Source organism: Mucilaginibacter humi, from assembly GCF_013087555.1.
In genome coordinates, this window is record NZ_JABFCR010000049.1 from 1 (window position 1) to 25,233 (window position 25,233).

Sequence of the window (25,233 nt, forward strand, 5' to 3'; positions counted from 1 at the left end):
AATACCTACCCAGATCCCGCGTTCGCAATACATTAACACCAACTGGGCGTATAATAACGTAAAACAATATTCAGCAACAGCTACCTTAAACCATAAATTCGACGAAGATTGGAATATAAATGGTATTGTATCTCTACAAACTGCTGACATCGATTCCTATGGATCGAGCTTGCCTAATACAATAAACGCTGCGGGCGAATGGAACCGCGGTTTAGCCGGGGCTCATACAAACGAAAACAACTATACCGCACAAATTAACTTAAAAGGTAAATTTAATACCGGATCAATAGATCATCAAATACTGGCCGGTGTTGATGGCGTTAAGATTTTAAGCAAAAGCAATGCCTTCGGAATCAACAATGGTGCTACACCTATCAGCAGTTATGTTTATGATAAAATAAACATTATCGATTTGTCCAAATATGTACAGCGCACGGATATTCCAAATGCTGTTGATACTACTTTAACTACAGCTCCTGTTTATCGTGTTGGTGTTTACGTGCAAGATCTGATCAGTATTACCGATAAACTGAAGGTATTGGCCGGCATCCGGTGGTCATGGCAGCAAACCTATCAAACATCTATACAAAACCTTTTACGGCAAACCACAACCAACGGTACAGCAATTACCAGGTATGACCGCGCATTTTCACCAAAGCTGGCGCTGATTTATCAACCGGTTAAAACCACATCGTTGTATGCTACTTACAGCAACAATTTCGGGTAAATAGCGGCACCGACATCTATACCGGCCGGGGTTTAAAGCCATCAATTGTAGACCAGTATGAAGCAGGTATAAAAAATGAATTTTTGGATGGAAAGCTGTCAGCTAACTTTAGCATTTACCGTATTATAAATAATGACCTTGCAGTAACAGCACCATTTTTAGCTGACGGCGCAACCCCTAACAGCGACGCTACCAAAAAACAATTTAACGGCCAAACAACCAGCGATGGTTTAGAAGTGGATGTAAACGGGTATTTATCACCCAATCTTTATTTTATAGTAGGCTATGCCTATAACTTTATGCGTTATACTAAAACATCAGGGTTAAAAGGCTCAAGTATCGAGGGTGAGCAAATAGTAATTAATCCGCGTAATACGGCCAATGCATCAATATTTTATACGTTTAGCGCAAATACACTGCGCGGTTTTAAGGTTGGTGCATCAGCGTTTTACACAGGCTCGCGCCGGGCGGTTACAATAATACAGTTGGCCAAACACAGGCTTTTAGCCGTTTATTGCCTATTGGTGGTTTTGCTACGCTTAATCTTACCGCGGGGTATACCTACAAAAAGGTGTCCTTACTGGCAGGGCTTAATAACGTAACCAATACATTAAACTATTTGATTCACGATAATTATAGCATTACCCCAATAGCCCCAAGGCAATTTTTAACAACATTAACCTATAAGTTCTAATAATTATTCCTGTTTATAGTTTATGCCCTTTGCTGATGTAAAGGGCATTTTTTTAAGATAAATTTGCGTAACCAATTGGTTACTTATATATTTGTAACCGAACGGTTACTTATTATACCGGTTTTTATATGAGACGAGACGTATTCCGGCCATTGCCGACCCAACCCGCAGAGAGATCATAGGGATGCTGGCGCATAAATCATTAAACTTAAATAACGTGGCAGATCAGTTTGCTATCAGTCGCCCGGCCATATCCAAGCACATGAAGATATTGACCGAGTGTGGCCTGGTTACAATAACCCAACAGGGCCGTGAGCGCTATTGCCACGCCGACTTTGGCAAGCTTAAACAAGTGGCGGACTGGACCGCCCGCTACCAGAAATTCTGGACCACCAAACTGGATGCTTTGGGCAACTTTTTGGAAAAAGAGAAACAACAAGATCAACAGAAATAATAACTATCAACAATCAGAATTATGAATACACAACCATTTGTAATTGAGCAAACCTATGACTCGCCAGTAGAAAAGGTATGGCAGGCCATTACCGACAATGATAAAATGAAGGAATGGTATTTTAAGCTGGAGGATTTTAAACCCGAGGTTGGGTTTACTTTCCGCTTTGAGGGTAAGGACAAGGGCGTAAGCTTTTGGCACATATGTGAGATTACCGAAGTAATACCTTTAAAGAAACTTGCACATACCGGCGATATGAAGATTATCCCGGCGACACATTGGTAACCCGGGAGCTTTTTGATGAAGGTGATAAAACCCGTTTAAAGTTAACCCATTCGGGCTTAGAGACACTCCCTGCTGATGTGCCATCATTTGCAAGAGAAAACTTTGGCAAAGGCTGGACGCATATTACAGGTACAGGGTTACCGGGTTACCCGGAGAAAACTAAGTAGTTCAGTTGGCTGTCATGCTGAGCCCGTCGAAGCATAGCGGGCTAAGGCCATCGCTCGCCCTTCGACAAGCTCAGGGTGACAGCCCTTTTATTACTATAACAACAATATATCAATCCTATGTGCATGTACCATCTCTAACTTTGGCGACCATGCAAAAATGGTAAACCTACCGTCCTGCGATGCTACTAAGGCAATCGCGTCGCGCTGGTCAAATATAAACTGTGCAGCTGCCGGTGGCGTGTACCACCGTTTTGGCCGGGGTGCATCAATCTGGGTACACCATCCATAACCGGTTCGGTAGTAATAATCTGGTCTACCGGCAGGCTCATGCCCGAGCGGGCTATCTTAGCACCGAAGGCCAATAACTCGTAATTGCGGTTAATAATGGTTGCACCATCAACAGCGGTAAAGCCACCTACAATATCTATCGACCGAAGCAAAGCTTCCTGCCAGTCTACTTTTGAGCGATCACATTTATCCTGTTTCAATAGCTTGGCAATACCCGTAAAAGTTGGTACTACCGGGTAGTTCATGGGATGAATAATAGATTCCTTCCAGCTATCAGAATACTCTGGCACTATTAGCACCAGCCACCCCGGCCATGGGTACGCATTGACGATGCCAGCTCAACCATTATATTTACGCCTCCATCGGCCGATGGCATGATCATACCCTGCATGGTATCATACAGTGCGGGGCAATCCTTCATGCCAGTGTTGTGTTCGTCAATTATCTTTATCTCATCGCCTTTTAGTACGGCAATGTTTACAAACTTGCCAAACCCATCAATGCGGCTATGCTTAATCACCAGTAAACCCGGCTCTACAACTTCCAGTACAAAGCAAATACCCGGAATAGCCAGTGTGGTGCCCCATACATAAAGTTCATCGTTTTCATACCACACACCTAAGTGTATACCGGGGCTTTCAACAGCCGGGGCCAGTTTGGTTAGGTTATGGGGTGTAAGGCGGATGCGGTTACCAAACACCAACGGCTGACTGGCCTGATCAGGCGGTAGCAATGCTATTGATATTTTAGGCGGGTGCCCTTCTTCTTTACGCAAGCTCGCCCAAAACGCTACGTCAATTATCGACTCCACAATAGCAGCCTGCGGCTCGTCGGCCAAATCAGTTGCTCCGTGCTGCTTTGCCTCCAGTAAATGCTTGCAAAAGTGCGCTTCAATGGTTACGGCTACCATCCGGGCAGCTATATAGGTTGGTTCTGATAACATGGTTGTTTAACTATTACCTCAAAAATATCTTTAATGTTTGAAGGTATGCAACATATGGCGGTAAAATTTCAATGCTTTACAACAGGCGGCTGATACTCAAACGGCAGTTGATCACCTACCCTGCGCCGGGCCAGGTTGCCGTGGATATAAAAAGCGCGGTAATCTGTGTAGCTGCCTTTACGGTCAATTATCGCTTCTTTAAAAGGCATTCGTATAATTGAACCATTATAATCCAGTTCAGTGTATACTTTATTTTTCTTAGGGGACTTTTTAGGCTTGGCGTTAGCTTTTTAGGGTCGTAAGTCAAATAAAAATCAGGTGACTTTAAGGAGATGAACGATGTATCAATAACTGTAGCCAATGTATCATACCTTAAAGGCCGCGGGTCTATCGCTATCTTGTCTAAACTTACAGGATCGTTTTTAATATTGTGTGCCGAAAATAGCTGATTGGTAATAAAGCCTTCACTTGTAACAGCGTTTGCATAAACCGACCGCAGGTAATGCATAAAAGAACCTTTATAGGTTTCCAGCCGGTTCTTTTCCCATGTTTTCTTCATTTTTGCTGTGCCGTCCAATTCTTCAAAATTGATATCGCCATCATAAATAGCAGAGTTTGTTATGGCGTTGTAGGTGAACCCCTAAGCAGGTACCGCACTTTATATCCCGTGCGCTTGTTTTGGATAACCAAAAAATCATTGGCGCTTGCAGTTAATATACCCTTCTTCTGATCGTAATTTAGTTTGATAACATCGCGGTTGGTTATCTCGCAATCCAACCCGTTTGGCGAGATCCCTAAAAATTGTGCTTTAAATAACTGGTAGTAATCTTCGAGGGTGTTGCCGGCCGGGATTTTAACTTCATTAAGTGCTATAGCAGTAGGCTTTAGTACCACTTTTAAGTTGGGAGAGGTTGTTTGAATAACCAGGCTACGTACATCTGGTGTAAAGCCCAGCATGGTTACTGTTAACTGGAAAGCGCCGGGATCAAGATTGTGAAATATAAACTCGCCGCGCTCATTGGTCATGGTTATTTTTTCAGACCCGCTTATAAACACGGTAGCGCTTGTCAGGAGCTGGCCTTTTTCGTCAGTAACCGTACCCATAACATTATAATGCCCCCGGGCAGCTGCATTAAGAGATAGCAATAGCGTAAAAACAGCAAAAAGGCAGTAACGTATAAAATTCATTTATGAGGGGGTAATAGGTTTAGCTAAAAATACATTTAAAATTACTCTGTTACAAGTGGGAGTTGGTATTCAAAAGGCAACTGATCGCCAATTCTTCGCCGGCCCCAATTTCCCTGGATCAAAAACGTGCGGTAATCTGTATAACTGCCTTTCCGGTCAACAATGGCCTTATCTAAAAACAAGTTTAAAATAGAGCCTTTATTTTCCATAGTACGCCAAATACTTTGGGTAGTGTTAGCCAAAGTATCAATACCCTTCTTATTTGAGCAGCTTTTACCGGATCGTAATCAATAAGTATTGATGTAAATTTTAAAGAAATAAATGAAGTATCAATAGGTGTAACTAAAGTGTTTGTTTCTAACAAGCTGGAATCTGCAACTAATATTTTCCCAATACCTTTTTGTTGTAACTTAAGTTGATGGGTTATGAAGCCTTCGTTTAACGCGGTGTTATTGTAAACCGATCGTAAATAGTGCATCAAGGATCCGTTGTATGCATCTGCCCTGTTTTTTGCCCATTTTGCTTTCATTTCTGGCGTACCATCCATTTCTTCAAAATTGGTGTCACCGTCATATTTGGTGCGTAAAATGTTTTTAATAAATTCAAAATTTTTAAGCAGGTAACGGATCCTGTAGCCTAATTTATTGTTTTCAATTACCGGGAACTCATCGGCTTCCGCAGTTAATACATTTTTACTTGCACTGCCAAAAAACAGCACCTTAGGGTTAGTTATAATACATTGTTTGGCATTGTCTGATGTCCCTAAAAACTGATCTTTAAAAATGGCGTAGTTTGCCTCCCAGTTATCGCCCCTGCCTATTACAACCTGGTTAAGTACCACAGTTTTTACCTTTAGCCTGACATTAACCTTAACCGTCTTGTCATGCACTGGATATTTTCTGTAAAAGGATAAAAGCCCAATAACTTTACTGATAGCTGATAGGTACCGGCATCGATATCATTAAACTCAAATTGGCCAGCATCATCGCTGGTTGTTATTTTTTTGGACCCACTGATAAATACGGTCGCGCCCTTTTGAATAACCCCGCTTTCATCAGTAACAATACCAGCTACAGTGTAACGGCCTTGAGCAAATACCTTTACATTAACTAAAAGGATGAAAATAAAAAGCAGACGATATAGGGGTTTCATTTTGGTGACATAGGTTAGATAAAAGTATCTTTTTTCACCGTTCCAAACAATGACTTATTCGTCTGTAAATAAAAAGCCCCCATTCGTTTTCAGGAACGAACAGAGGCTACAAACCGGGGGTATTATATATTATAAAGAAGGCCTTTTTATAGCTGCCGATATTTGGGCAAGCGAATATGCGCCAATTGCCATTACAATATCGCGTACAGCAACATCAATAAATTTACCGCCGGCCAGCAGGTTTAAGGCAATTAACACTAACCACGCCGATACCAGGTAGCCTGCCTTTGCAGGGTTAATTAATACCAATGCGCCGGCAATAATTTCAATAACACCTACTATCATCATAAACACGTGGGTGCTAAAAGGCAACATAGCCGCTAATCCCGGGTGCAGGTATTGCGCCCAGTCTGTAAGCAAATTGGTAAATTTATCGGCACCTGCTACAATTGGAATAAGGCCATACGTCAATTTTAGTAACGTTTGTACCTGTGTGATTTTTTTTTCGTCCATGACTTTTTAAGATTAAATTTATTAATTAGAGACAGGCTGTTTAAAAAGGGTTACAAAAGTAAAATGTAACCCTTTGGGTGTAGCTTAACTCTATAAGGTGATATAAAGTATTAAATGAATATAAAGTCAATGATCAATACCGACTCTTTAAGCGATGAGGACCTTGTAGAACGTGTGATAAATGGACAAGTATACCTGTATGAAGCGTTAATGCGCCGGTTAAACGCACGTATGTTCCGCATCAGTATGTCGTTTATTAATGATGATATGGAGGCCGAGGATATTATGCAAAACACCTATATATATGCTTACCGCAACCTGGCAAAATTTAATAAAGAGGCAAAATTTAGCACCTGGATAACCCGCATATTGATCAATGAATGCATCCTCCGCAAAAAGAAAATGCTGAACAGGCAAAAAGTAATTGATGCTAAAGGGATTAATGATATAGTTACACATACACCATTAAATGAGGTTATGAATAAAGAACTAAAAGGATTATTGGAGACCGCTATATCGGCTTTACCAGAAAAATACCGGACCGTATTTGTATTGCGCGAGATAGAAGATATGAGCACGCAGGAAACTATGGAAGTGCTGGATATTGAAGAATCAAACGTTAAGATCCGCCTTATGCGTGCCAAAAATTTACTTCGCGACCAATTAAAAGATTACTACCGCTCTCCCGAACTGTTTGAGTTTCACCTTACCCGCTGCGACAGGATAGTAAACGCAGTTATGCAACAAATTACCGGCTAACATAAAACATGATTTAAATCATATAAAAATGCAATTTATTAAACAATAAATTAGCATTTATATTGTATATATAATATAATTGCAACTTATTTGAAAAACACAACGCTTATCGTTGTCGATTTTAGTTATCTTTTATATTATGAAAAAGCCAATACCCAAAATGGCATCCCCATTTCGCCCTCTTTAAACAATTTAGAAACTGCCGCGGCCAAAGCAAAAGCCCCTTTTATTGTAAAGGGCCGCCTGATAACAATTTGTATCTATGCGGTTGTAATAGCTTTAGCAATAAGTTTAATAGCCAAGGTTTTAGTATCGTTAATTAACCACGGTTACCAATATCTCCTTTTATGGCTCGTTTAGCCTGGACTTTAACAGCCCTGCTAACAATCATTTAGGAGCACGGGTTATACTGATACCCGCTGCGGGCGGTATAATAGTTGGCTTAATGGCTTTATATGGATCAAAAGCTATCCGCGGGCATGGTATCCCCGAAGCTATGGAACAAATATTGGTTAACGAAAGCAATATTAAACCGTCTATCACTTTGTTAAAACCCATATCATCGGCCATTGCTATTGGTACCGGCGGGCCGTTTGGTGCCGAGGGCCCTATTATTGCAACAGGCGGCGCCTTAGGGTCTACCTTAGGCCAGCTATTTAAAGTTACCGCTAATGAGCGGAAGATAATTTTGGCAGCCGGCGCAACGGCGGGCATGTCTGCTATATTTGGTACGCCCATTGCCGCCATATTTTTAGCTATCGAGTTGCTGTTGTTCGAGTTTTCGCCGCGATCTATATTACCGGTGGCATTGGCTTGTATTACCGGTGCCGCGGGGCATCATTTGCTATTTGAGTCGGGGCCGGTATTTACCATGCCTGATGTGGCTATACCTTCAAACCTGGCCTTAGGTATTTATAGCTTTATGGGGATCTTTATCGGTTTCCTATCATTAGGCATCACCAAAATAGTTTATTGGGTTGAGGATTTATTTGAAGAGCTACCCATACACTGGATGTGGTGGCCTGCCCCGGGCGGACTGGCCGTAGGTGCTATTGGCTTTTACGCGCCGCATACGCTTGGCGTTGGTTATGATAATATCACCGGCATTCTATCAGGAACCTGGCCCTTAACTTTGGTACTGAGCTTATGCATTTTTAAATTCCTGTCGTGGGCCATAGCGTTGGGCAGCGGCACATCGGGTGGTACACTGGCACCATTATTAACTATGGGTGGCGCGGCAGGCGCTGTAATAGGGATGTTTATATTAAAGGTTTTCCCAGAAGCCGGTATCAATATTCCGTTAGCAGCGCTTATTGGCATGTCGGCTATGTTTGCCGGGGCCTCAAGGGCATATTTAACCAGCATAGTCTTCGCGTTAGAGGCCACCATGCAATCGCATGCTTTATTGCCTTTGTTAGGCGCTTGTACGGGTGCTTATATTGTTTCTTTCTTTTTGATGGAAAATACCATCATGACCGAAAAGATAGCCCGTCGCGGTGTTCCAACACCCGATTCGTTCGAACCCGATATTTTGCAAAAGCTAAGTGTAGCGGCAGTAATAAGCGACACCGAAACTGTTATAAATGCAAACACCACCCTATCAGAGATACGCGGCTGGTTAGGCTCGGCTAATATTAAAGACACCAACTTTATAGTAGTAAACAATCAGGGCGATTATGCCGGTATTATAAAATTAACCGATATCTATAACAACAACCTCGACGAAAATTCGACGCTGCAAGGTATTATAAGTGCTAAGCCCAATATTGCAATTAGCAATACTGATACGCTGCGCCGTGCGGTTGAGCAAATGTCAAAAAGCGGTGTGGAGATTTTGCCTGTATTAGCGGAGGACAGGGTAATAGGCGTATTAACTTACAAGGATATAATTAACGCCTATGGCGGATATATAGAGAAGAGCGAATTTGCCCACACCCGGATCTCATTAAAACGCCAGCGCATAAAAATGCTGATAAAAGGTAAGAGGCTGATAGATTTTAACAGCGATAATTAAATATCCGGGAGCAGGCTAGCCTCACCCTAAACGGCGTAGCCCTCGTTAACACTGAAATAAAATAATAGGCTAATAATCCCTCTCCAAAGGAGAGGACTTCGATGCAAATAATTTAATAAAATTATTTAAGCCCCTCTCCTTTAGAGAGGGGTTGGGGCGAGGCTATAACTGCAACGATTTCAAATAAGCCTGTGCATACACCCCCAATTTTTCATAGCCCCTTTTAGTGTCGCCTGGAACTGCTCTTTAGTTACCGGTTTGCCTTTTTTGGTGGTATTATAGTGGCGGCTGGCACCGTTACGTCGGTTACTTTTGTGGCTACCCAGGAAACATTTTCGTGCGGCAGGGCAACCTGTAATATCATACCCGGCAAACCTGTGAACGATTCGGGGCCGCCTACTACAGGTATCTGGTCGGTGTAGAAGGCAACAACGTAAATCGAGTCTAATACCAGCCCGTTGGCGCGGCGGCAGGTATAGCCTAATATATCACGGGTTTCGCCGGTTATTTTCCATTTAATTTTGGCGGTGCTGTCTTTCACCAAAAAGGTTTCCTCGAACACTTTTTTCTGGCTTAGTTTAGTGCTGGTGTTGTTGTCAGTATAAGTGGTATTAAACTGCTGCGACATCGGCATATCAAACCAATTATTAGTGTTATTATCCTCCTCGTCAATTTCGGGCGTAAACAGGGTTTTATTATCGCCAAACTTTAAAGTGCTTTTTGATATCTGGATCTGCGGGTGGTTTTTCTTATAAGCCTCGAAAGCTTTTGCGCTAAAAATGTTTTCGTCTTTACTCAGGGCAATTTCTCGTTTAATAAGGGCGTATACATTGGTACTCTTGTTAAAATCAATAATGCCCGATTTTACAAAGCGGGTAACATATTGTGCCGATACCAGGTTGCCGGTTAAAAGCAGTAGGCAGGTTGCTATAAATAATTTGTTTTTCATAGTCTGATTATTTTTTTGCCATTGGGCCGCCCATCTGGCTAAAATCCCGGTTATAGCAAACATAAAGTAGCGTTGTATAGTGGTATAAGTATTTTGCGAAACCGTGTTGCCATAAGCACTTCGGTTAAAGCCTACATTTTGGTTCAACAAATCATTACCTGATATGGTTGCCCTAAGCGTGTTAGCTTTAAAGAATGATTTGCTAATGCTGGCGTTAAGCAACGTCCGCTTAAGGTCTGTGCTAAACGTACCTGTAGGCGCACTATAGGTATAGTTAACATCGCTTGAAAATCTAAACTTGGCCGGCAGGTAAATATTAACATTGCCCCCGGTATAAAATCCGCGGCCATTATTATTAGCGCCTTGTTGTAGCGATGACTTGCTTACATTGTATGACGGGCCCGCACTGATATAAAAATCGTACTTGTCTTTCTCGTACTTATTGATATTGATACCTCCAGAGTAATTACCGCTTGTAGCGTTGTTTAATACCCCATTGGTGTAGGAGTAGCTGGTATTACTACTGGCGTTTCCGTTTACGCCCATACTTAACCCCCAAATGCCTGTTTTACGCCCGAATGATCCATTAGCATAATAGCTAACCGGCATTTTATCTTTAAGGTTGATATACTGGATGGTGCTTTTACCGGTTTTAATATCAGTAGTGGTATTATTAACTATTTGATTTGAGGTAAAATTATAGCCAATACTAAAATATACGTATTGGTTGGTTAGCACCTTATAGTCATTAAAGTAGATGTTAAGGTTACTCCTGAAAGATGGGGTAAGACCACGGTTACCTACAAACACGTTCAGCGGATCGGTATTTTCTTTTACCGGCTGTATCTGGTTAATAGATGGTTGATTGGTATATCCTCCATAATATAAATAGATGGAACGTTGCTGCGAGAAGTTATACTCGTAAGTAGCCTGTGGGTTCCAGTTGATGAAGTGCCTTTTAAAAATATCGCCGGAGAACTGGTTGTCCTGCTTAAAAGAAACATCAGATACCTTGGTGCCTATATTAAATGATTGTTTTTTGCCTTTAAAATTAATGGCCGCGCCAATTTGGTTCGAGATCTGGTCGAGTTTGTAAAAATTACTTAACGAGTCTACCAGCACCGTATAATCGCTGCCAGCGGCAGGTTTGTTGTAGGAGCGCTTATCTGCAGTGCCCTTATTTATATTAATGCCGTAATTAAAAATAAGCGATACCTTTTTTGAAAGCGGCTCGGTATAAGTAACGTTGCTATTCAATACGTTATTTTTAATGGTGTTTGATTTTAACTGATCAGTAAGGGTTGAACTTTTTACAGCGCCGGTTTGGGTATTATAAATATCAACCTCCGAATTTAGGTAACCCTTGCTATCCACATTGTTAACATACTCGCTCAGCAATACCGATAGTGTGCGGCCCTTTTTCCTGAACTTATGGGTATAGAAAAGGCTGGCGTTAAATAGATGCGTATCTTCATCGTTAGTAATACGGCGGCTGTTACTGTTTAGCAGCGTATCGTTACCTAACTGGCCAATGCGGCCTATGGATAAATAATCAGTAAGTGTTTTACCATGCTTGTAAGTGCCGTCAACCGAAACTTTTAAGGTGGACAAAGTATCAAACTTAATTAAATAGGTAAGGTCAAGCTTTTGCCTGAACATGGAGTTATTAAAGTTTTGATCGGTGTTGGTATTGATCTGACTGCCGCCCAGATAGTTGTTTTGGGTTTGGTTATTGCTGGTACCATTAACATCTAACCGGCCAATTTTGTAGTTGGCATTTATGCTTTCATTATCCTTGTTCCACTTACCATCGTAGTGGACACCGCCGGTGGTGGCTTTAGGTATGCCACGGCCATCATAATTTCCGTTAAACGAATCAAGACCATTATCGCCATCATTAAAATAAAAAGAGATCCCGCCGTTATCATTTACCTCGACATTGTTGCTGCTACCATATTTTTGGCTGTCCTGCCAACCCAGGCCGGTTTTGCCCGTATTGCTGGCAATACCATAGCCCGAGAACTTTTGTTTAGCCGTAAACCGGTTATACATGCCCGTGCCCGAATAAAAATCACGTGTACCAACCCCGGCATCTACTTTGCCAAAGTAGCCGCTTTTTTATCCTCTTTAAGTTTAATGTTTAGTGTTTTTGTTTTCTGCCCGTCATCAATGCCGGTAAAGGTAGCCTGGTCGCTTTTTTGTCGTACAGCTGTACTTTGTCAACCATATCGGCACGCAGGTTTTTGGTAACCGGGGTTGGGTCGTCGCCAAAAACTCTTCGCCATCAACCAATACCTTCTCAACGGTTTTGCCCTGTGCGGTTATTTTTCCGTCTTTATCTACCTCAATGCCGGGGAACTGTTTAATCAGATCCTCCACCCTATCGTTAGGCTGTATCACATAGGCTTTGGCATTAAATTCGGTGGTATCGCCTTTAATTTTTATGGCGCGGATCTGTCCCTTAATAATAACGTCTTTTAACAGCCGCGATTTAAGGGTAAGCGTTACCTTACCAAAATCATGCGACTGGGTTTTATCATCCAGCTTAAAATCTTCGGTATAATCGGCATAGCCCGGGTACGACATCACCAGCACAAACTTACCCGCGCTTAAGTTATTAATGGCGAATGTGCCGTCTTCCTTAACGCGGGTAAATTTTTGCAGGATAGAATCTTTGGCATTTAATACCATTACAGAGGCGTTCTGTAAGGCTTTCTGCTCGGCCGTATCAATAGCCGAGCCTTTAACAGCATAATTGTTCTGTGCGTATCCCGTTAATGCAAACAGCATGAGCACTACAATTGAGGGAATTGTGATTTTCATAGATAGATGTAAGGTCGAGGTAAATCTATAACTAAAAAATTAGTAGTAGAAAGGTTTTAACATTTCTTAACGTTATTTAACATTTGGTTTCGGCAATAAGACACGCAAAACTTTGGTGTGTTACACCTATTGCAATAAAAATATTAGTTTTTTAAAAAATCATACGGCTTAAAAAAGGTGGGCATTGTGTGCCCGCCATAAAAGTGATAAGGTTTAGTGAATTTAGGATGAAAACTATGGGTGCGAGAATAAGCTTAATGCATCGCCTTTCAATGTTACCGTAGCGCTAGGTGATAAATTATAGGTTGCTTTACCAAGACCATTTTTATCATGTAATTGAAGTGTTCCTGCTCCGCGGATATTGACATTACTTTGTGTAATCCTGTTCCATGGAAGACTTATCACGCCACCACTCACATCGGTACCTGCGTTTAGCTTATTGATGATGTTGTTAATTAAACTAATAGTAGTGCCTTTGGCAGATTGTACATTCAGGCTATCTTGTTTAAAACCACTGATGTATACATCGCCAATATTTGAGAAGTCTCTATCCTTAGTTCTTTCATGTGCTACCATGCTTTTAGATCAGGGCAAATAATGATAATGTTTTTAGTCGAGTAAAAGTCCGTCTTCTCCTTAACCGCTATATTTAAGAGATGGTCGGTTTTATTAAAGGACAGTTCTTTCTTTGCTACGTCATTCACCCAAACAGCAAACTTAGGTCCGCGCTCAATAGTAACATTCGTATAACCGGAGGGCTTAAGATCAATAGCGTTAAAATCTGTAAAAATCAGTTGTTCCATCCGGTAAAAGCGGTCTTTATAATTGGTTTTTAAATACGCAGCTTGCAAGGCAAAATCATGTACAGCCAGCGAAATAACGATTACTAACGCTGCTGCAATAAGAAACTTGTTACTTGTTTTCATGGTTCAGGTTTTTAGTTTTTTTAAAGTCTTGGTAATGTTTCAATATCTCTTCCGGCCCAATACCCAACAGGTAAAGGCTATTAAAAAATTCGGGCAGTTCCTGCTGCATAAAACGTTCTTTACGGATAGCTTGAATGCGGTTTATCGCATCATCGCCTACAAATAGACCAAGGCCGCGCTTATTAAATACAATTTCTAATTGCTGTAAATGTTCATAGGTACGCATTACTGTATTAGGGTTAACTTGTAATGATGTAGCTAAATCGCGCACACTCGGTATCTTTTCGCCCGGCTGCCATTTGCCAAGGCTTATGTGTTCGCTCACATAGTCTGCTATCTGCAGGTATATGGCCTCTTTGTCTTTAAAATTCATGGCGTTAAACTTGTTTTTCTTTTAACTTAAAAAAAAGCGCCGGTCCAAAGCAATATCACCACTACTGCAAATGCAGTTAATACCATATTAATAGTGTTGTCGCTTACATCTATACGTACGAATATGTTATGAAAATCATGATCAGTAAAACTCGCAGAAGCAAAAGGAAGTGAACTATGCGAGAAAGTTCTGCCGCATATGTAATTTAAAAATGGCTGGTTAATAATCATTAATAACAATAAACCCAGCAGGAATATAAACGTGCTTTTTATAAAATGCAGTTTCTCAAAAAATACTGCACCAAATAAACTAAGCGCATGAAACAAGGTATAAAAGCCCATCCCCGTTAAAGCATTACGGTTACCATTGTCTAAAAGACGGATAATTCTATTGTGTACAACAGTTCCATCATAGTCGGTTCCTGTAGGAAACAAACTAAAAATGATGCTATCGGCCAGAAAAAAACGCCAATAAAAACAATCTGAAATATTACAAAGGAATATACCCACTGAACCGGGAACTTTTCCAAATGAGATGCGGGTAAGGTAAGGGTCAATATACCCTGTTTACTGCCCAGACTGCTAAAACATAAACTGGTAAATATGCTACCGCTAAGTATTAAGATCCATACAAAAATCCCGGTTTGGGTATTAGCGGTTAGCCGTCCGTTTTCTGTAAATGTAACATATGCAAACAGCAATAATACCGTGCCAAATAAAACAGCTGTTGATAGCAAATAAGCTTTGAGATGTTCCGCTGTTTGCTTTTTAAACAATAGTAAAAAGCGTTTTAAGTTAAATGTGTTGTTCATAATACGGTTAAGTTTAGTTAATAGCCGGTATTTATTAAGCTGATTTATTAAGGAATCTTTTTCACTTGGCCGCGGTGCATTTGTGTTTGCAATTTTGCCGTCTTTGTCTATAATTAAATATCGGGGCATCATTACGGTTGTATCTTTATCACCTTTTATAGCCTGCCGGTAAAAATGAGCGTAGTCTTTTTCGTTTAAAAAAATGTGCGATCCTTCCACCTCCAGTTTTTGTAACTGCTGTTTCCATATCAATTTACGTCCGCCGCATATGTACAGGTAGGCAATATCGCTTCGGTTATTAAGGGTTTGCTTTAAAGGTTTGGTAAAGGTTCTAAACTCTTCAAGGCATGGCCCGCAGGTAGTACCCCAAAAATCGACATACAATACCTTGCCCTTAAAATGCGAATTATAGATAGCCGTTACAGAGGTATCCGCCGGCGAAAGGCTTAACAGTTTGATTTTATCGTTTCCGCCAAAGCTGGTCCAGAGTATACTTTAATACCGACAGAAAATATAAGTAACACAACTGTAATACCTACCACTTGCCAGCCTGATATTTTTTGTTGGTTACGATATCTGGCAAAACAGTACACGCTTAAAAATAATAGCGCGGCGCCAACAAAGCTTTTAATATACATCATGGCCATTAAGGTTTTGTTGGCGTATAATATATTATCAAGCGTGGTAGTTTTTCGCTGGCTGATAGTTGGTAATGATCATAAACTGTGTGTATTATTTCGTCATGTACCTCGCGGGTCCAATCGATATAATGTTTGGGGATATCCAATGTTATGAACGGTACGGCGGCCAATGCGATAGCAGCTATCCAAAAAAGCGCGACCTGATCATTTTGATGCGTTCAGAAGGTCTAATAAACTTTTATTATTACTACAGATGGCATTAAACAGCAGTTCCATATCTACTTTGGTATAGCTGCCATCGGTATTTTGTGTGATAGCATTTAAGCCTGCAATGTTTTCCTCGGCATATAAATAATCGGTGCTGTTTGTGGGGATAAGGCTAAAGTTTACCTTATCTGCAATTTCATCAAGGCTTTGCGCCAGCACAATTTGTTGGTTGTGTAATACCACCACGGTATCTATCAAGTTATCCAGATCACGCACCTGGTGGGTGGAGATAATAATGCAACGCTCATCAGTTAATGCCGAGGCTACGACTTTGCGGAACTGGGCCTTCGACGGGATATCCAGTCCGTTGGTTGGCTCGTCCATTATTAATAGGGATGTATTGGTGGCGGGGCAAATGCTATCAGCACCTTTTTTTGCTGCCCGTAGGATAGTTTGGTTAACGGCCTGTCGGCAGGGACATCAAAATCAGTAAGGATTTGTATAAATTGATTAATGTCGAATTTAGGATAGAAATGCCCGGTGCTGTCTGCAAACTTAGTTGCGGTAATAGCAGGCAGGTAGATCTCCTCCGGAACAAAAAACAGTTCCTGTAAAAATGAAGGCAGGCGCTTAGCGGCATTCACCCCGTTTACCGTACAGGTACCCGACCACGGGAAAACCAGCCCGGCAATGTTTTTAAGCAGGGTTGATTTACCCGCGCCGTTCATGCCCAGCAGCCCGTAAATATGGCCCGGCTTTAGAGACAGGGTTAGGTTATCAAACAGTTTTTGCTTGCCGTACCCAAATGTTAGTTGTGATAATTCGATCATTGGTTTAGTGTATTAGTTAAATAGTACACTACAAATGTAAGCAATGATTTTACTTTTCAAAATTTATTTGAAATTTTGTTGAAGAAAAAAATTGCCACCATGCTGAGCGCAAAGGCCTGCCGGAAAACGCGGGCCGGGGTGTTTGGCCTTGCGGGTGGAAGGATTTTTCCGGCTTGATGTTTGGTTACTTTGCATCTAAGGTAAAGTAACTAGCCTTAGCGGCAATGAGCGTCGCATCGCGTTCATTAACGAAATGCAAATAAGTGATTAGCAGGTGAAGAGATTGCTTCGTTCCTCGCAATGACGTGCGGGTTATTAGTACTATGTTATTACCTGATCTTCCCCTGTGCAGCTTCGGGGTTTTCTTTTAGATAAGTGCGATACAGCTCAAAAAATCGGGCGCGGTTAACAGCTCAATTTTAGGATCAAGCTTTTTCAGTTCTGCCACCACCTGCACATACCACGATGGGCTTTTCAGGATATTTCTGAACCAGTGGAACGGGATCTTGCGCTTTTGGATCCGGTCATAAATTATTCGGGCGGCTGTAACCGGGTCCTCGTTCACATCAGCGTCCGATCGCATAACCGGCATCTCGCCATGCAGAGAAGTAAGCGGCACCTTTTGCGGCACAATCCCGTTGGGGCTAAAAGCCGCGTAAGCGTCCAGACCTTTTTGGTTAAGCGGTGGTGCACGGCCGTCAATTATAAAGCCGGTTATAGTCAATCCCCATTGTTTATAGTAAGGTTTATTATGCGCCACCCGGGCATTCAACCCATCCGGCAAACCCGATAGCGGCCTTGGGGCCTGCAACATACCCGGCATTAAATAACCCGCGCCATTATCCGCGGCAGCGAAATAATCATTTGGCGTAGCCGACTCACGGCGATAGTCCAGAGCCATAGGTACACGCTCGGCCAGTACCGGGCTTATGCACCACATCATGGGTACTTTACCACGGTTGGGGTCGTCCCATAAAGTAGGCGTGGTTTGCGATACCCATGACGAGGCATCATAATCGCCCACATAAAATATCACGAAGTTGCGGCCCTTGTAGTCTATCTTGCCATCGGCGTTTAAATAGCCTTTCTTTTGCAATTCGGCTTTGGTTACCCAGTCCTGCTTATATTCTTTTTGAGCGGGAAATGCTGCCAGAACGAAGCATTTGCCAACGCGCCATAACCAATAGCATCGGCATCTTTAAATGCGTTATAGGCGCTTATAATGCGCGAGTATTCCCACTCGGTAGCCACATCTTCGTGCGTGCCTTTGGCATGTTTGGTATATTTAAATGCCCACGGCGGGAAACCACCCAAATAAGCGTAGCCGCCTTTGTTTTGGTTATAAGCGGTGAGCAGCAGCTCCTTTAAAGTGTTAACATCCGTACCGGGTGTTTGGGTAACATCATCGGTCGCCGCTTCATCGGCCCCGGGGCTCAGATCGAAAAAGAAACCCTTGCGACTAATAAAAAAATCATGGTTAGTTAAAGTATGATGATTACGGTTAGCCGGGAAAGGGTTCTTTAACCATTGCTGATCGATATAATAAGCGCCGTATTTGGTGTTGACTTTACCGGTTTTCATATATTTCTCCAAAAACCATAAGTAAGCGTCGTTTTTAGCTGATCCGCTTGATGCGCGTGTTGTACCGGGAATAATGCCCCTACCGGTAAATAACGACGAACCATCTTTATTAACTAAACTTAGCTTAACCGGCACCTTAGGGCCGTTGGTAATTATTTGCGAATAAAGGCTGCCGGGGTTGGTATCATAACGTACTACTATCAAATCTTCCACCCCGGCAATTGATGATGCTACATTGCTGGTGGCCTGCACATTCGGATCGTAAACTACAGCACCCTTAATTTGCTTTTTATAGGCCGATATGACATCAACCACATTTTTATAAACAATGGTATCGCGCTTAGCCAGCCATTTGCCGGGTGCGCGGTATTTGTTCCACCAGTAGCGGTCCACATTGGCATTGCCATTTTTTACCAGGAAGATATAAAGTTGCGGTATAGCGCGGTTTACTATGCCTTGTAACGAGGCTACCGTATGGGTGTAATCCCACGCCTTGTTAATGGACTGCTGGTTGCCCTTTTCTATCTGTAAGGTAAAGCCAAGATCCAACATACCAACGGGTGGTAGTTTTTGGCAGCTTGTGCAAGGGCATAATTGCTAACCGCAAAAGCATAAAACAGCAGCAAAATAAAAGCGGATTTTTTCATTGGTTGGGCGTAATTGCCGCTAATGTAACATTTGTAAGTGTAAAATATAAAATGCGGTATTTATTAGGTTATAATTAATAAAATTTTTTTTTTGGTTGATGTAAGGCACACATACAAGTGCATTAAACATATAAACCAAATTAACCAATAATTATTTAGGATACGATGCTGATGGGCTAATCCCGTTATGCCTTTACCTTAACCTATTAAACCAATGAGCCAGGAAAAAGCAGCTTTTACCGAGAAGAAATTTGTTGTCACCTTAATTTTTGTGACCTCGTTATTTTTAATGTGGGGTGTACTGCACTCTATGAGTGATGTATTGAACAAACACTTTCAAAACGTTTTAAATCTTTCTATATCGCAATCAGGATTGATCCAGTTTTCTGTATTTGGCGCCTATTTTATCATGAGTATACCTGCCGGTATTTTCATGAAGAAATATGGTTATAAGTCGGGTGTAATATTGGGACTGGTGCTGTTCGCAGCCGGTCTGTTTTTATTTGTACCGGCAGCTAATGCGGCTTCGTTCACCTTTTTCAGGATAGCTTTATTTATCGTAGGTTGCGGTATGGCGACGCTTGAAACGGTTGCGCATCCTTTTGCGGCAGCATTGGGCGACCAACGTAAAAGCGACCTGCGTGTAAACTTCGCGCAAACCTTCAACGCGGTTGGAACCATTATAGGTCCAACCATTGGTGCATTCTTCCTGCTAAGCGGCGATACGGTTAAATCGACAGATCTTACTTCAGTAAAAACATTATATGTAGCTATCGGCATTGTGGTATTGTTGATAGCTGTGGTATTTGCCTTCCTAAAAATACCTGCATTGGTTGATCCGCATGCTTCAACTTCATCTGATGATCCGGAAGCATTAAATGTTGATGTTGCTCCTCAAAAGGTCTGTTTCAACACAGCCACTTTGTTTGGGCCTGTGCAGCGCAATTTTTAACGTTGCCGCACAAGGTGGTACTGGGCATATTTCATTAACTACGGTGTGAGTGTTATGCATTTCAGCGATGAAAAAGCAGGTTACTTTATGAGCTTGTTTATGGGTATGATGTTGTTGGGCCGTATAGTTGGTACATCATTAATGACTGTTATAGCACCAAATAAACTACTGGCCATATTTGCCGCCGGTAATATACTGATGTGTATTATTGTAGCACAGCACTGGGCTGGACATCATACATAGCGTTGTTAATGATCAACTTCTTCTTCAGTATTATGTTCCCTACCATCTTTAGTTTGGGCTTGAAGAACACGGGCAGTCATACGCAACAGGCATCATCATTTATCGCGATGGGTGTTGTTGGCGGCGCGGTTTTCCCTTTCCTGATGGGCCAGATAGCTAACCATGACGTGGCACAAGCTTATTATTTACCTATTATTTGCTACGCCGTTATATTTATGTTCGGTTATAAATTTTATAAAGTTAAACACAGCTAAGAAGGCTTTTTAAGTATAAAATGTATTAAAACCCGGGCCATTTGGTCCGGGTTTTTTGTTGCCCTGAAAATTTATTTTAAAAAAAATAACCTAACTATTGTTTCGTACGAAAACCTTCCTACCTTTGGTATATGGAAACTGGAAAAGACGACGAAATTAAAAAAACAGAGCCTACCAAAGGCGAGCTGGAAATACTACAGGTACTATGGCAGCACGGCCCAAACACCGTGCGTTTTGTAAACGACCGCCTGAATGAACAGCGCGAGATCAATTACACATCAACCTTAAAGCTGATGCAGATTATGGCCGACAAGGGCATGCTGAAACGCGATGAGAGCCAGATGAAACACATTTACCACGTAGTTGAAGCCGAAGAAAAACCAAGGACCATTTGCTTGAACGTTTTGTTGATTCGGTGTACAACGGATCGGCAAGTAAGCTGGTAATGCAGCTGCTGGGTAACAAAAAAGCATCAAAAGACGAGTTGGCCCGCATCCGCGCAATGCTTGACCAGCTGGAAAAGAAACAATAACCGTTCACTTTTAAAACTTAAAAGATCATGGCATTTATCACACTCAGTACGCTGGTAACAGATCCATTTGTTGCCGCGCTTTGCAATACTTTAGTACATTCTTTATGGCAGGGTTTAGTGTTAGCCGCATTAACCGGGTTCATCATAATTTTTACCCGTAAGGCAACTGCCGCCATCCGTTACAATTTATTAATAACGGCATTAACGCTTTTTGCTATTGGGGTCAGCGTTACTTTTATAACAGAATTTAAACAGGCTAATGTTGTTACAGCAATTCCTGTAGCTAAGGTACAGCAACCGCCTTTAAATATTGTCTTCACCCCTATTTTAAACGATGTTAATACACCGATAATAACCGCAAGTTTTAGCGACCGGCTATTCGGCTATTTAAACAACAACCATAATACAATCGTATTGATATGGTTCCTGATCATCTGTGCTAAAAGCATGCAATTAGGCTTTGGTTTATGGGGAGTGAACCGTTTAAAAACAAAACAGGTATCGGCAGCAAGTGCGTTTTGGAATGATAAACTTAAACAATTGGCAAACACAGCCTGGCTATTAAACAAACTATTAGCTTATTAGAGTCGGGCCTTACTAAAGCACCTATGGTTATTGGTAATTTAAAGCCCGTAATATTAATGCCGATAGGTTTATTAACCGCGCTTACCACTGCCGAGGTAGAAGCTATTTTAGTGCATGAGTTGGCCCATATTAAACGCCGCGATTATTTGGTTAACCTGCTGCAAAGCCTGATGGAGATAGTTTTCTTTTTTAACCCTGCCGTATTATGGGTATCGCAACTGATAAAAGCCGAGCGCGAAAACTGTTGCGACGATCTGGCCCCGGCCCAAAGCAGCGATAAGGTAAGCTATGTACGCGCGTTATTAAGCTGCGAGGAATACCAACAGTCTGTACCCGCCTATGTTATGGCTTTCCCGGGTGGTAACGGTAGTTTGTTTGACAGGGTTAAACGTATTGCCGGTAACCGCAATCACTCGCTTAACTTACTTGAGAAAACCATGCTGGCAATTTGTTTGGTGGTATCGGGTTTGTGCATGTCTGCCTATGCTGAAAAGGAAAATATTAAACGCACGGTGCATGAAGTGGTAAGAGCTATCCAACATATTAAAGGTGAAGTTGCACCATCACCGCAATCAATAACTAAGCAAACACAACTGGCAGAGAACCAGAAGATCCAACAGGCAAACCCGCTGATATTAAGTGCCGAAATGCCGACGTTACACGATGCCGTTACTACTCAAATACCTGATACTGATGCGATAGTCCACTCAAAGCCTGGCAGTTTAAGCCCGTTGTCCAGGCTATCTAATGACTCCACCAATTTTATTAATGCAAAGGCCAGATGGAAAAATGCCGTTAATGAAATGGTTAAAGATGGCTTGATAAAAAACCGCGATAATAATTCCTATCATATCAATGAAAACGAATTTATAATTAACGGCGTAAAACAGCCTGAAGATGTTCGCGTAAAATACCTTCAATTATTTCAAACGCCTGTTACTGTTAATAAAAACGTTGATACGAAGATCAATGTTAATGCCGACGTAAAAATTAACGTTAATACCAATGTTGATTATCGTCTTGATACTTTAAGAAACTCATCATCCATGAATTTCAAAAGCAAAAACGGAGAAAGATCGACTTATAATACTAATACCACTATGCTATACAAGCCCAGCCGTGTAACCTATAGCACAACAGCACCTTATAAGCCGGATACTGCAAATAAAAAATCCATTTACAATAAATACCCAATAGAATTACGGCGCAAGGTTACGGGTGAAGATAAAGGAAAGTTTCGCCGAACTTTTGACAGCCTTGGCAAAATAGACAATAAATTAGAACTCAATAAATTAAGACTAAAATTAAACATCCCTAACATCGCCGATGCTTTATACAATGCAGGATTAATAAAAGATAAGACCAAATTTACCGGGCAGCTTACCAATGATGCCCTGATAGTTAACGGTGTAAAACAATCCGAAGCAAATCACCAGCTTATTCTTAAAAAGTACCAGAAAAAGCCCGGCGATACGGTTAACCTAAGCTTTACTTATCCGGGCGAGAAATAGTTCGCAAAAAAGCATTTTTTAAATTTTATTATGAGAAGATTATCGTTTTATTTAACGACCTGCATAGCTATTGCCCTAACATTTCGTGCCTCGGCGCAGGCTGTGGCTGTCCTAACTACCCTGGGTTAAGGATTCAATCATTGCCCGGTATAACCGAAATGATCTGAAAGGGATATATATGCTGGCTGATACCGCTTTTTCAAATCATATCAGCAAGGAAAAACTGTCCGCCTTTTTACGGAGCAACCGTAATTCGGGCAATGTATTAAAGGATAGTTTATTATCGGTAACTAATGGCAAATATATCTACCTGCTTGAATGCGAAAGCAGGGACCTTAAGTTGAGCCTCCAGGTAACCCCGGCAAAAAAATTCAGTGATTTTGGTTTTTCAACGGTTAGCCAGCCGTTGTTGGCAGAGCCCCGAAAGGTAAATACCAGCAACCCCTTAATATCAGCATTGGATAAAGCTGTTGACAGCGTTGCAAGGCAATATTTTCGCGATCCAAATAGTGCGGGGCTTTCCATAGGTATCATAAAGAATGGAAAACGTTACATCTATCATTACGGGGAAACAAAAAAACAGACAGGAATGCTTCCTGATAATGCAACGGTGTATGAAATCGGCTCGATCACCAAAACTTTTACGGCGACTTTATTGGCCCATGCGGTGTTGGAAAATAAAGTTTCATTGACAGATGATATAAGAAAATATCTGGCCGGAAGCTATCCAAATCTGGAATTTAACGGCAGGCCAATTACCTTACAGGACCTGGCGAATCATACATCAAGGCTACCAGAGCTCCCGGAAGACATCGGCTCTCAAGCAGCATTTAACCCGCTCATGCCTGAATTTAATTATGATTCCGCGCGTTTTTACACCGCATTACACAAAGTAAAAATTGATACGCTACCGGGATACAAATTTCTTTATTCAAACTGGGGCTACGCATTGCTGGGCCATATCCTTGAAAACGTATACCAGCAGCCTTATGCTGTTTTGCTGAGAAATTATATCACGAAGCCTTGGGGTATGAATAATACCGGTACACGTTAACTGCTGAGCTAAAGAAAAAAATGGCTATACCCTATAGTGATAATGGCCGCTCAAATATATACCAACAGCAAGGGGTATTTGCTCCCGCCGGTGATATACACGCTACTCTGCCTAATATGCTAACCTATCTTGAACAACAGATCAGCGAAACTGATGCAGCAGTTAAATTAACGCACCAGCCTACCACAAATAACATTGGCCTTGGTTGGGGTGTGGCTAAAAGAAATGGTTACCGTGATATACAGCATAATGGCAGTACAATGGGTTTCAATTCCCATCTGTCGGGTTTCCCTGAACTGGGTAGCGGCTGCGTGGTACTGGTAAACAATAGAACGAATATGGGGAAGCTCATCTTCGGCATACAGCAGATATCCAAACGAACAGATTTATAAAACTCTATCTGTAACCTTTTTTAAAAAGTTGCGTCTTTTATCAATATAGAATAACAAAACCCTAACACATCTTATATGAAACTCTTTAAACTGGCTTTTTTAGCCATATGGGGCTGTCTTTGCCTAAATTTTGCCGATGCACAAACAACGGGTTCTAAAATATCCGGCACTATAACCGACCAAAACAATAAAGCTGTAGACGGCGCAACCGTAAGCCTGGTAACCGCTAAAGACTCGGCCGTAATAAAAACAGTAATAGCTAACGCCGATGGCAGTTTTGTATTTGATAATTTTAATGCCGTTATTAATAAATTTAACCCAGTGGCGGCAGTTGCCTTACGGGTAAAAATTATGATGAACCCGGTTAATGCGGCTAACTAAATCCTGCCATAAAGAATGTACTAAAGTATTGCAAAGCGCGGCTTGGATCTACCAGCGTACTGAGTGTGATAAATGCCATGATCTTTTAAGTTTTAAAAGTGAACGGTGTGTTTCTTTCCAGCTGACCCCCAATAGCAAAAGCGTTAATGCCGTTATTAATAAATGGTGACCCAGTGGCGGCAGTTGCCTTACGGGTAAAAATTATGATGAACCCGGTTAATGCGGCTACCCCAACCCTGCCATAAAGAATGTACTAAAGTATTGCAAAGCGCTGCATCGATCTACCAGCGTACTGAGTGTGATAAATGCCATGATCTTTTAAGTTTTAAAAGTGAACGGTGTGTTTCTTTCCAGCTG

Annotated in this window: 32 protein-coding genes and 2 pseudogenes; 15 read left to right on the top strand and 19 right to left on the bottom strand. The window is 41.6% G+C overall.

Annotated features, from left to right (window positions below):
• Positions 1–31 precede the first annotated feature (31 nt).
• From HK413_RS19940 to HK413_RS15420, 4 genes and pseudogenes are all read left to right on the top strand, one after another.
• Positions 32–1,329, top strand: a pseudogene (locus HK413_RS19940) (TonB-dependent siderophore receptor).
• 276 nt (positions 1,330–1,605) lie between these two features.
• Positions 1,606–1,875, top strand: a complete 270-nt coding sequence (locus HK413_RS10635; protein ID WP_175270152.1) for an ArsR/SmtB family transcription factor — start codon at positions 1,606–1,608, stop codon at positions 1,873–1,875.
• Positions 1,876–1,896: 21 nt separating this feature from the next.
• On the top strand, positions 1,897–2,160 hold the full coding sequence (locus HK413_RS15415; RefSeq protein WP_217452245.1) for an SRPBCC family protein: 264 nt from the start codon (positions 1,897–1,899) through the stop codon (positions 2,158–2,160).
• Complete coding sequence (locus tag HK413_RS15420) at positions 2,154–2,327, top strand: SRPBCC family protein (RefSeq protein WP_217452246.1); 174 nt, start codon at positions 2,154–2,156, stop codon at positions 2,325–2,327. Before HK413_RS15415 ends, HK413_RS15420 begins: the two co-directional genes overlap by 7 nt.
• A gap of 185 nt (positions 2,328–2,512) precedes the next feature.
• On the opposite strand, the gene HK413_RS21265 is transcribed toward HK413_RS15420, so the two are convergent.
• From HK413_RS21265 to HK413_RS10675, 8 genes are all read right to left on the bottom strand, one after another.
• On the bottom strand, positions 2,513–2,905 hold the full coding sequence (locus tag HK413_RS21265) for a hypothetical protein (protein ID WP_317169483.1): 393 nt from the start codon (positions 2,903–2,905) through the stop codon (positions 2,513–2,515).
• A 2-nt stretch (positions 2,906–2,907) separates the two neighbouring features.
• Positions 2,908–3,558: a putative sensor domain DACNV-containing protein gene (locus HK413_RS21270; RefSeq protein ID WP_317169484.1), complete on the bottom strand. Its 651-nt coding sequence runs from the start codon at positions 3,556–3,558 to the stop codon at positions 2,908–2,910.
• Between the two features lie 68 nt (positions 3,559–3,626).
• Complete coding sequence (locus tag HK413_RS10650; protein WP_175270153.1) at positions 3,627–3,767, bottom strand: hypothetical protein; 141 nt, start codon at positions 3,765–3,767, stop codon at positions 3,627–3,629.
• Positions 3,746–4,117, bottom strand: a complete 372-nt coding sequence (locus HK413_RS10655; RefSeq protein WP_175270154.1) for a hypothetical protein — start codon at positions 4,115–4,117, stop codon at positions 3,746–3,748. The genes HK413_RS10650 and HK413_RS10655 overlap by 22 nt, the downstream gene beginning before the upstream one ends.
• Before the next feature lie 59 nt (positions 4,118–4,176).
• On the bottom strand, positions 4,177–4,746 hold the full coding sequence (locus tag HK413_RS10660; protein ID WP_175270155.1) for a carboxypeptidase-like regulatory domain-containing protein: 570 nt from the start codon (positions 4,744–4,746) through the stop codon (positions 4,177–4,179).
• Between the two features lie 184 nt (positions 4,747–4,930).
• Entirely contained in the window at positions 4,931–5,635 is a 705-nt protein-coding gene (locus HK413_RS10665; protein ID WP_217452247.1) for a hypothetical protein, read from the bottom strand.
• Positions 5,599–5,898 (bottom strand): carboxypeptidase-like regulatory domain-containing protein, encoded by a 300-nt coding sequence (locus HK413_RS10670; RefSeq protein ID WP_175270157.1) that lies wholly within the window; start codon positions 5,896–5,898, stop codon positions 5,599–5,601. The genes HK413_RS10665 and HK413_RS10670 overlap by 37 nt, the downstream gene beginning before the upstream one ends.
• Before the next feature lie 129 nt (positions 5,899–6,027).
• Positions 6,028–6,411, bottom strand: coding sequence for a hypothetical protein (locus tag HK413_RS10675; RefSeq protein WP_175270158.1), 384 nt, complete (start codon positions 6,409–6,411; stop codon positions 6,028–6,030).
• A 114-nt stretch (positions 6,412–6,525) separates the two neighbouring features.
• Between HK413_RS10675 and HK413_RS10680 the strand changes: the two genes are divergently transcribed.
• The gene (locus HK413_RS10680) at positions 6,526–7,170 is read left to right on the top strand and encodes an RNA polymerase sigma factor (protein WP_175270159.1); all 645 of its coding nucleotides are present in this window, start codon (positions 6,526–6,528) and stop codon (positions 7,168–7,170) included.
• Between the two features lie 445 nt (positions 7,171–7,615).
• Positions 7,616–9,184 (top strand): chloride channel protein, encoded by a 1,569-nt coding sequence (locus tag HK413_RS10685; protein ID WP_246230308.1) that lies wholly within the window; start codon positions 7,616–7,618, stop codon positions 9,182–9,184.
• 250 nt (positions 9,185–9,434) lie between these two features.
• Here the strand turns inward: HK413_RS10685 and HK413_RS18000 are convergent, their stop codons facing one another.
• The 11 genes from HK413_RS18000 to HK413_RS15435 form a co-directional block, all read right to left on the bottom strand.
• A complete protein-coding gene (locus tag HK413_RS18000) occupies positions 9,435–12,185 on the bottom strand; it encodes a GLPGLI family protein (RefSeq protein WP_246230310.1) in 2,751 nt (916 codons plus the stop codon).
• A 114-nt stretch (positions 12,186–12,299) separates the two neighbouring features.
• On the bottom strand, positions 12,300–12,956 hold the full coding sequence (locus HK413_RS18005; RefSeq protein WP_246230311.1) for a carboxypeptidase-like regulatory domain-containing protein: 657 nt from the start codon (positions 12,954–12,956) through the stop codon (positions 12,300–12,302).
• A 234-nt stretch (positions 12,957–13,190) separates the two neighbouring features.
• Positions 13,191–13,532 carry a hypothetical protein gene (locus HK413_RS10700; RefSeq protein ID WP_175270161.1) on the bottom strand — a complete coding sequence of 114 codons (342 nt, stop codon included), beginning with the start codon at positions 13,530–13,532 and terminating at the stop codon, positions 13,191–13,193.
• Positions 13,526–13,882: a hypothetical protein gene (locus HK413_RS10705; RefSeq protein WP_175270162.1), complete on the bottom strand. Its 357-nt coding sequence runs from the start codon at positions 13,880–13,882 to the stop codon at positions 13,526–13,528. The genes HK413_RS10700 and HK413_RS10705 overlap by 7 nt, the downstream gene beginning before the upstream one ends.
• Complete coding sequence (locus tag HK413_RS10710; RefSeq protein WP_175270163.1) at positions 13,869–14,255, bottom strand: GntR family transcriptional regulator; 387 nt, start codon at positions 14,253–14,255, stop codon at positions 13,869–13,871. Before HK413_RS10710 ends, HK413_RS10705 begins: the two co-directional genes overlap by 14 nt.
• 26 nt (positions 14,256–14,281) lie before the next feature.
• On the bottom strand, positions 14,282–14,596 hold the full coding sequence (locus tag HK413_RS10715; protein ID WP_175270164.1) for a hypothetical protein: 315 nt from the start codon (positions 14,594–14,596) through the stop codon (positions 14,282–14,284).
• 29 nt (positions 14,597–14,625) lie between these two features.
• Complete coding sequence (locus HK413_RS15425; protein ID WP_317169489.1) at positions 14,626–15,558, bottom strand: TlpA family protein disulfide reductase; 933 nt, start codon at positions 15,556–15,558, stop codon at positions 14,626–14,628.
• Positions 15,559–15,911: 353 nt separating this feature from the next.
• Entirely contained in the window at positions 15,912–16,298 is a 387-nt protein-coding gene (locus HK413_RS18010; protein WP_246230313.1) for an ATP-binding cassette domain-containing protein, read from the bottom strand.
• A gap of 2 nt (positions 16,299–16,300) precedes the next feature.
• Positions 16,301–16,744 (bottom strand): ATP-binding cassette domain-containing protein, encoded by a 444-nt coding sequence (locus HK413_RS18015; RefSeq protein ID WP_246230315.1) that lies wholly within the window; start codon positions 16,742–16,744, stop codon positions 16,301–16,303.
• Between the two features lie 367 nt (positions 16,745–17,111).
• The gene (locus HK413_RS15430) at positions 17,112–17,840 is read right to left on the bottom strand and encodes a hypothetical protein (protein ID WP_217452248.1); all 729 of its coding nucleotides are present in this window, start codon (positions 17,838–17,840) and stop codon (positions 17,112–17,114) included.
• Between the two features lie 11 nt (positions 17,841–17,851).
• On the bottom strand, positions 17,852–18,877 hold the full coding sequence (locus tag HK413_RS15435) for a GxGYxYP domain-containing protein (RefSeq protein WP_217452249.1): 1,026 nt from the start codon (positions 18,875–18,877) through the stop codon (positions 17,852–17,854).
• 309 nt (positions 18,878–19,186) lie between these two features.
• Between HK413_RS15435 and HK413_RS21275 the strand changes: the two genes are divergently transcribed.
• From HK413_RS21275 to HK413_RS10765, 9 genes and pseudogenes are all read left to right on the top strand, one after another.
• The gene (locus tag HK413_RS21275) at positions 19,187–19,924 is read left to right on the top strand and encodes an MFS transporter (RefSeq protein WP_317169485.1); all 738 of its coding nucleotides are present in this window, start codon (positions 19,187–19,189) and stop codon (positions 19,922–19,924) included.
• Between the two features lie 54 nt (positions 19,925–19,978).
• Complete coding sequence (locus HK413_RS21280; RefSeq protein WP_317169486.1) at positions 19,979–20,167, top strand: hypothetical protein; 189 nt, start codon at positions 19,979–19,981, stop codon at positions 20,165–20,167.
• Positions 20,125–20,421 (top strand): hypothetical protein, encoded by a 297-nt coding sequence (locus HK413_RS21285; protein WP_317169487.1) that lies wholly within the window; start codon positions 20,125–20,127, stop codon positions 20,419–20,421. The genes HK413_RS21280 and HK413_RS21285 overlap by 43 nt, the downstream gene beginning before the upstream one ends.
• A gap of 131 nt (positions 20,422–20,552) precedes the next feature.
• A pseudogene (locus HK413_RS10740) lies at positions 20,553–20,953 on the top strand (BlaI/MecI/CopY family transcriptional regulator).
• 27 nt (positions 20,954–20,980) lie between these two features.
• Positions 20,981–21,538 carry a hypothetical protein gene (locus HK413_RS10745; RefSeq protein ID WP_175270165.1) on the top strand — a complete coding sequence of 186 codons (558 nt, stop codon included), beginning with the start codon at positions 20,981–20,983 and terminating at the stop codon, positions 21,536–21,538.
• A complete protein-coding gene (locus HK413_RS10750; RefSeq protein WP_317169490.1) occupies positions 21,526–23,049 on the top strand; it encodes a M56 family metallopeptidase in 1,524 nt (507 codons plus the stop codon). Before HK413_RS10745 ends, HK413_RS10750 begins: the two co-directional genes overlap by 13 nt.
• Positions 23,050–23,506: 457 nt before the next feature.
• On the top strand, positions 23,507–24,103 hold the full coding sequence (locus tag HK413_RS19945; RefSeq protein WP_175270166.1) for a serine hydrolase domain-containing protein: 597 nt from the start codon (positions 23,507–23,509) through the stop codon (positions 24,101–24,103).
• Between the two features lie 20 nt (positions 24,104–24,123).
• The gene (locus HK413_RS19950) at positions 24,124–24,495 is read left to right on the top strand and encodes a serine hydrolase domain-containing protein (RefSeq protein ID WP_175270167.1); all 372 of its coding nucleotides are present in this window, start codon (positions 24,124–24,126) and stop codon (positions 24,493–24,495) included.
• A gap of 75 nt (positions 24,496–24,570) precedes the next feature.
• The gene (locus HK413_RS10765; protein WP_175270168.1) at positions 24,571–24,876 is read left to right on the top strand and encodes a carboxypeptidase-like regulatory domain-containing protein; all 306 of its coding nucleotides are present in this window, start codon (positions 24,571–24,573) and stop codon (positions 24,874–24,876) included.
• Positions 24,877–25,233: the final 357 nt, after the last annotated feature.

What these genes read in the sequence shown, in the direction of transcription:
- HK413_RS10635 (WP_175270152.1), top strand. Translation starts at nt 1,606, where the DNA reads ATGCTGGCGCATAAATCATTAAACTTAAATAACGTGGCAGATCAGTTT.
- HK413_RS15415 (WP_217452245.1), top strand. Translation starts at nt 1,897, where the DNA reads ATGAATACACAACCATTTGTAATTGAGCAAACCTATGACTCGCCAGTA.
- HK413_RS21270 (WP_317169484.1), bottom strand. Translation starts at nt 3,558, where the DNA reads ATGTTATCAGAACCAACCTATATAGCTGCCCGGATGGTAGCCGTAACC.
- HK413_RS10650 (WP_175270153.1), bottom strand. Translation starts at nt 3,767, where the DNA reads ATGCCTTTTAAAGAAGCGATAATTGACCGTAAAGGCAGCTACACAGAT.
- HK413_RS10655 (WP_175270154.1), bottom strand. Translation starts at nt 4,117, where the DNA reads ATGAAGAAAACATGGGAAAAGAACCGGCTGGAAACCTATAAAGGTTCT.
- HK413_RS10660 (WP_175270155.1), bottom strand. Translation starts at nt 4,746, where the DNA reads ATGAATTTTATACGTTACTGCCTTTTTGCTGTTTTTACGCTATTGCTA.
- HK413_RS10670 (WP_175270157.1), bottom strand. Translation starts at nt 5,898, where the DNA reads ATGAAACCCCTATATCGTCTGCTTTTTATTTTCATCCTTTTAGTTAAT.
- HK413_RS10675 (WP_175270158.1), bottom strand. Translation starts at nt 6,411, where the DNA reads ATGGACGAAAAAAAAATCACACAGGTACAAACGTTACTAAAATTGACG.
- HK413_RS10680 (WP_175270159.1), top strand. Translation starts at nt 6,526, where the DNA reads ATGAATATAAAGTCAATGATCAATACCGACTCTTTAAGCGATGAGGAC.
- HK413_RS10685 (WP_246230308.1), top strand. Translation starts at nt 7,616, where the DNA reads ATGGCTTTATATGGATCAAAAGCTATCCGCGGGCATGGTATCCCCGAA.
- HK413_RS18000 (WP_246230310.1), bottom strand. Translation starts at nt 12,185, where the DNA reads ATGTATAACCGGTTTACGGCTAAACAAAAGTTCTCGGGCTATGGTATT.
- HK413_RS18005 (WP_246230311.1), bottom strand. Translation starts at nt 12,956, where the DNA reads ATGAAAATCACAATTCCCTCAATTGTAGTGCTCATGCTGTTTGCATTA.
- HK413_RS10700 (WP_175270161.1), bottom strand. Translation starts at nt 13,532, where the DNA reads ATGGTAGCACATGAAAGAACTAAGGATAGAGACTTCTCAAATATTGGC.
- HK413_RS10705 (WP_175270162.1), bottom strand. Translation starts at nt 13,882, where the DNA reads ATGAAAACAAGTAACAAGTTTCTTATTGCAGCAGCGTTAGTAATCGTT.
- HK413_RS10710 (WP_175270163.1), bottom strand. Translation starts at nt 14,255, where the DNA reads ATGAATTTTAAAGACAAAGAGGCCATATACCTGCAGATAGCAGACTAT.
- HK413_RS10715 (WP_175270164.1), bottom strand. Translation starts at nt 14,596, where the DNA reads ATGGGCTTTTATACCTTGTTTCATGCGCTTAGTTTATTTGGTGCAGTA.
- HK413_RS18010 (WP_246230313.1), bottom strand. Translation starts at nt 16,298, where the DNA reads ATGGACGAGCCAACCAACGGACTGGATATCCCGTCGAAGGCCCAGTTC.
- HK413_RS18015 (WP_246230315.1), bottom strand. Translation starts at nt 16,744, where the DNA reads ATGATCGAATTATCACAACTAACATTTGGGTACGGCAAGCAAAAACTG.
- HK413_RS15435 (WP_217452249.1), bottom strand. Translation starts at nt 18,877, where the DNA reads ATGTTGGATCTTGGCTTTACCTTACAGATAGAAAAGGGCAACCAGCAG.
- HK413_RS21275 (WP_317169485.1), top strand. Translation starts at nt 19,187, where the DNA reads ATGAGCCAGGAAAAAGCAGCTTTTACCGAGAAGAAATTTGTTGTCACC.
- HK413_RS21280 (WP_317169486.1), top strand. Translation starts at nt 19,979, where the DNA reads ATGCATTTCAGCGATGAAAAAGCAGGTTACTTTATGAGCTTGTTTATG.
- HK413_RS10745 (WP_175270165.1), top strand. Translation starts at nt 20,981, where the DNA reads ATGGCATTTATCACACTCAGTACGCTGGTAACAGATCCATTTGTTGCC.
- HK413_RS19950 (WP_175270167.1), top strand. Translation starts at nt 24,124, where the DNA reads ATGGCTATACCCTATAGTGATAATGGCCGCTCAAATATATACCAACAG.
- HK413_RS10765 (WP_175270168.1), top strand. Translation starts at nt 24,571, where the DNA reads ATGAAACTCTTTAAACTGGCTTTTTTAGCCATATGGGGCTGTCTTTGC.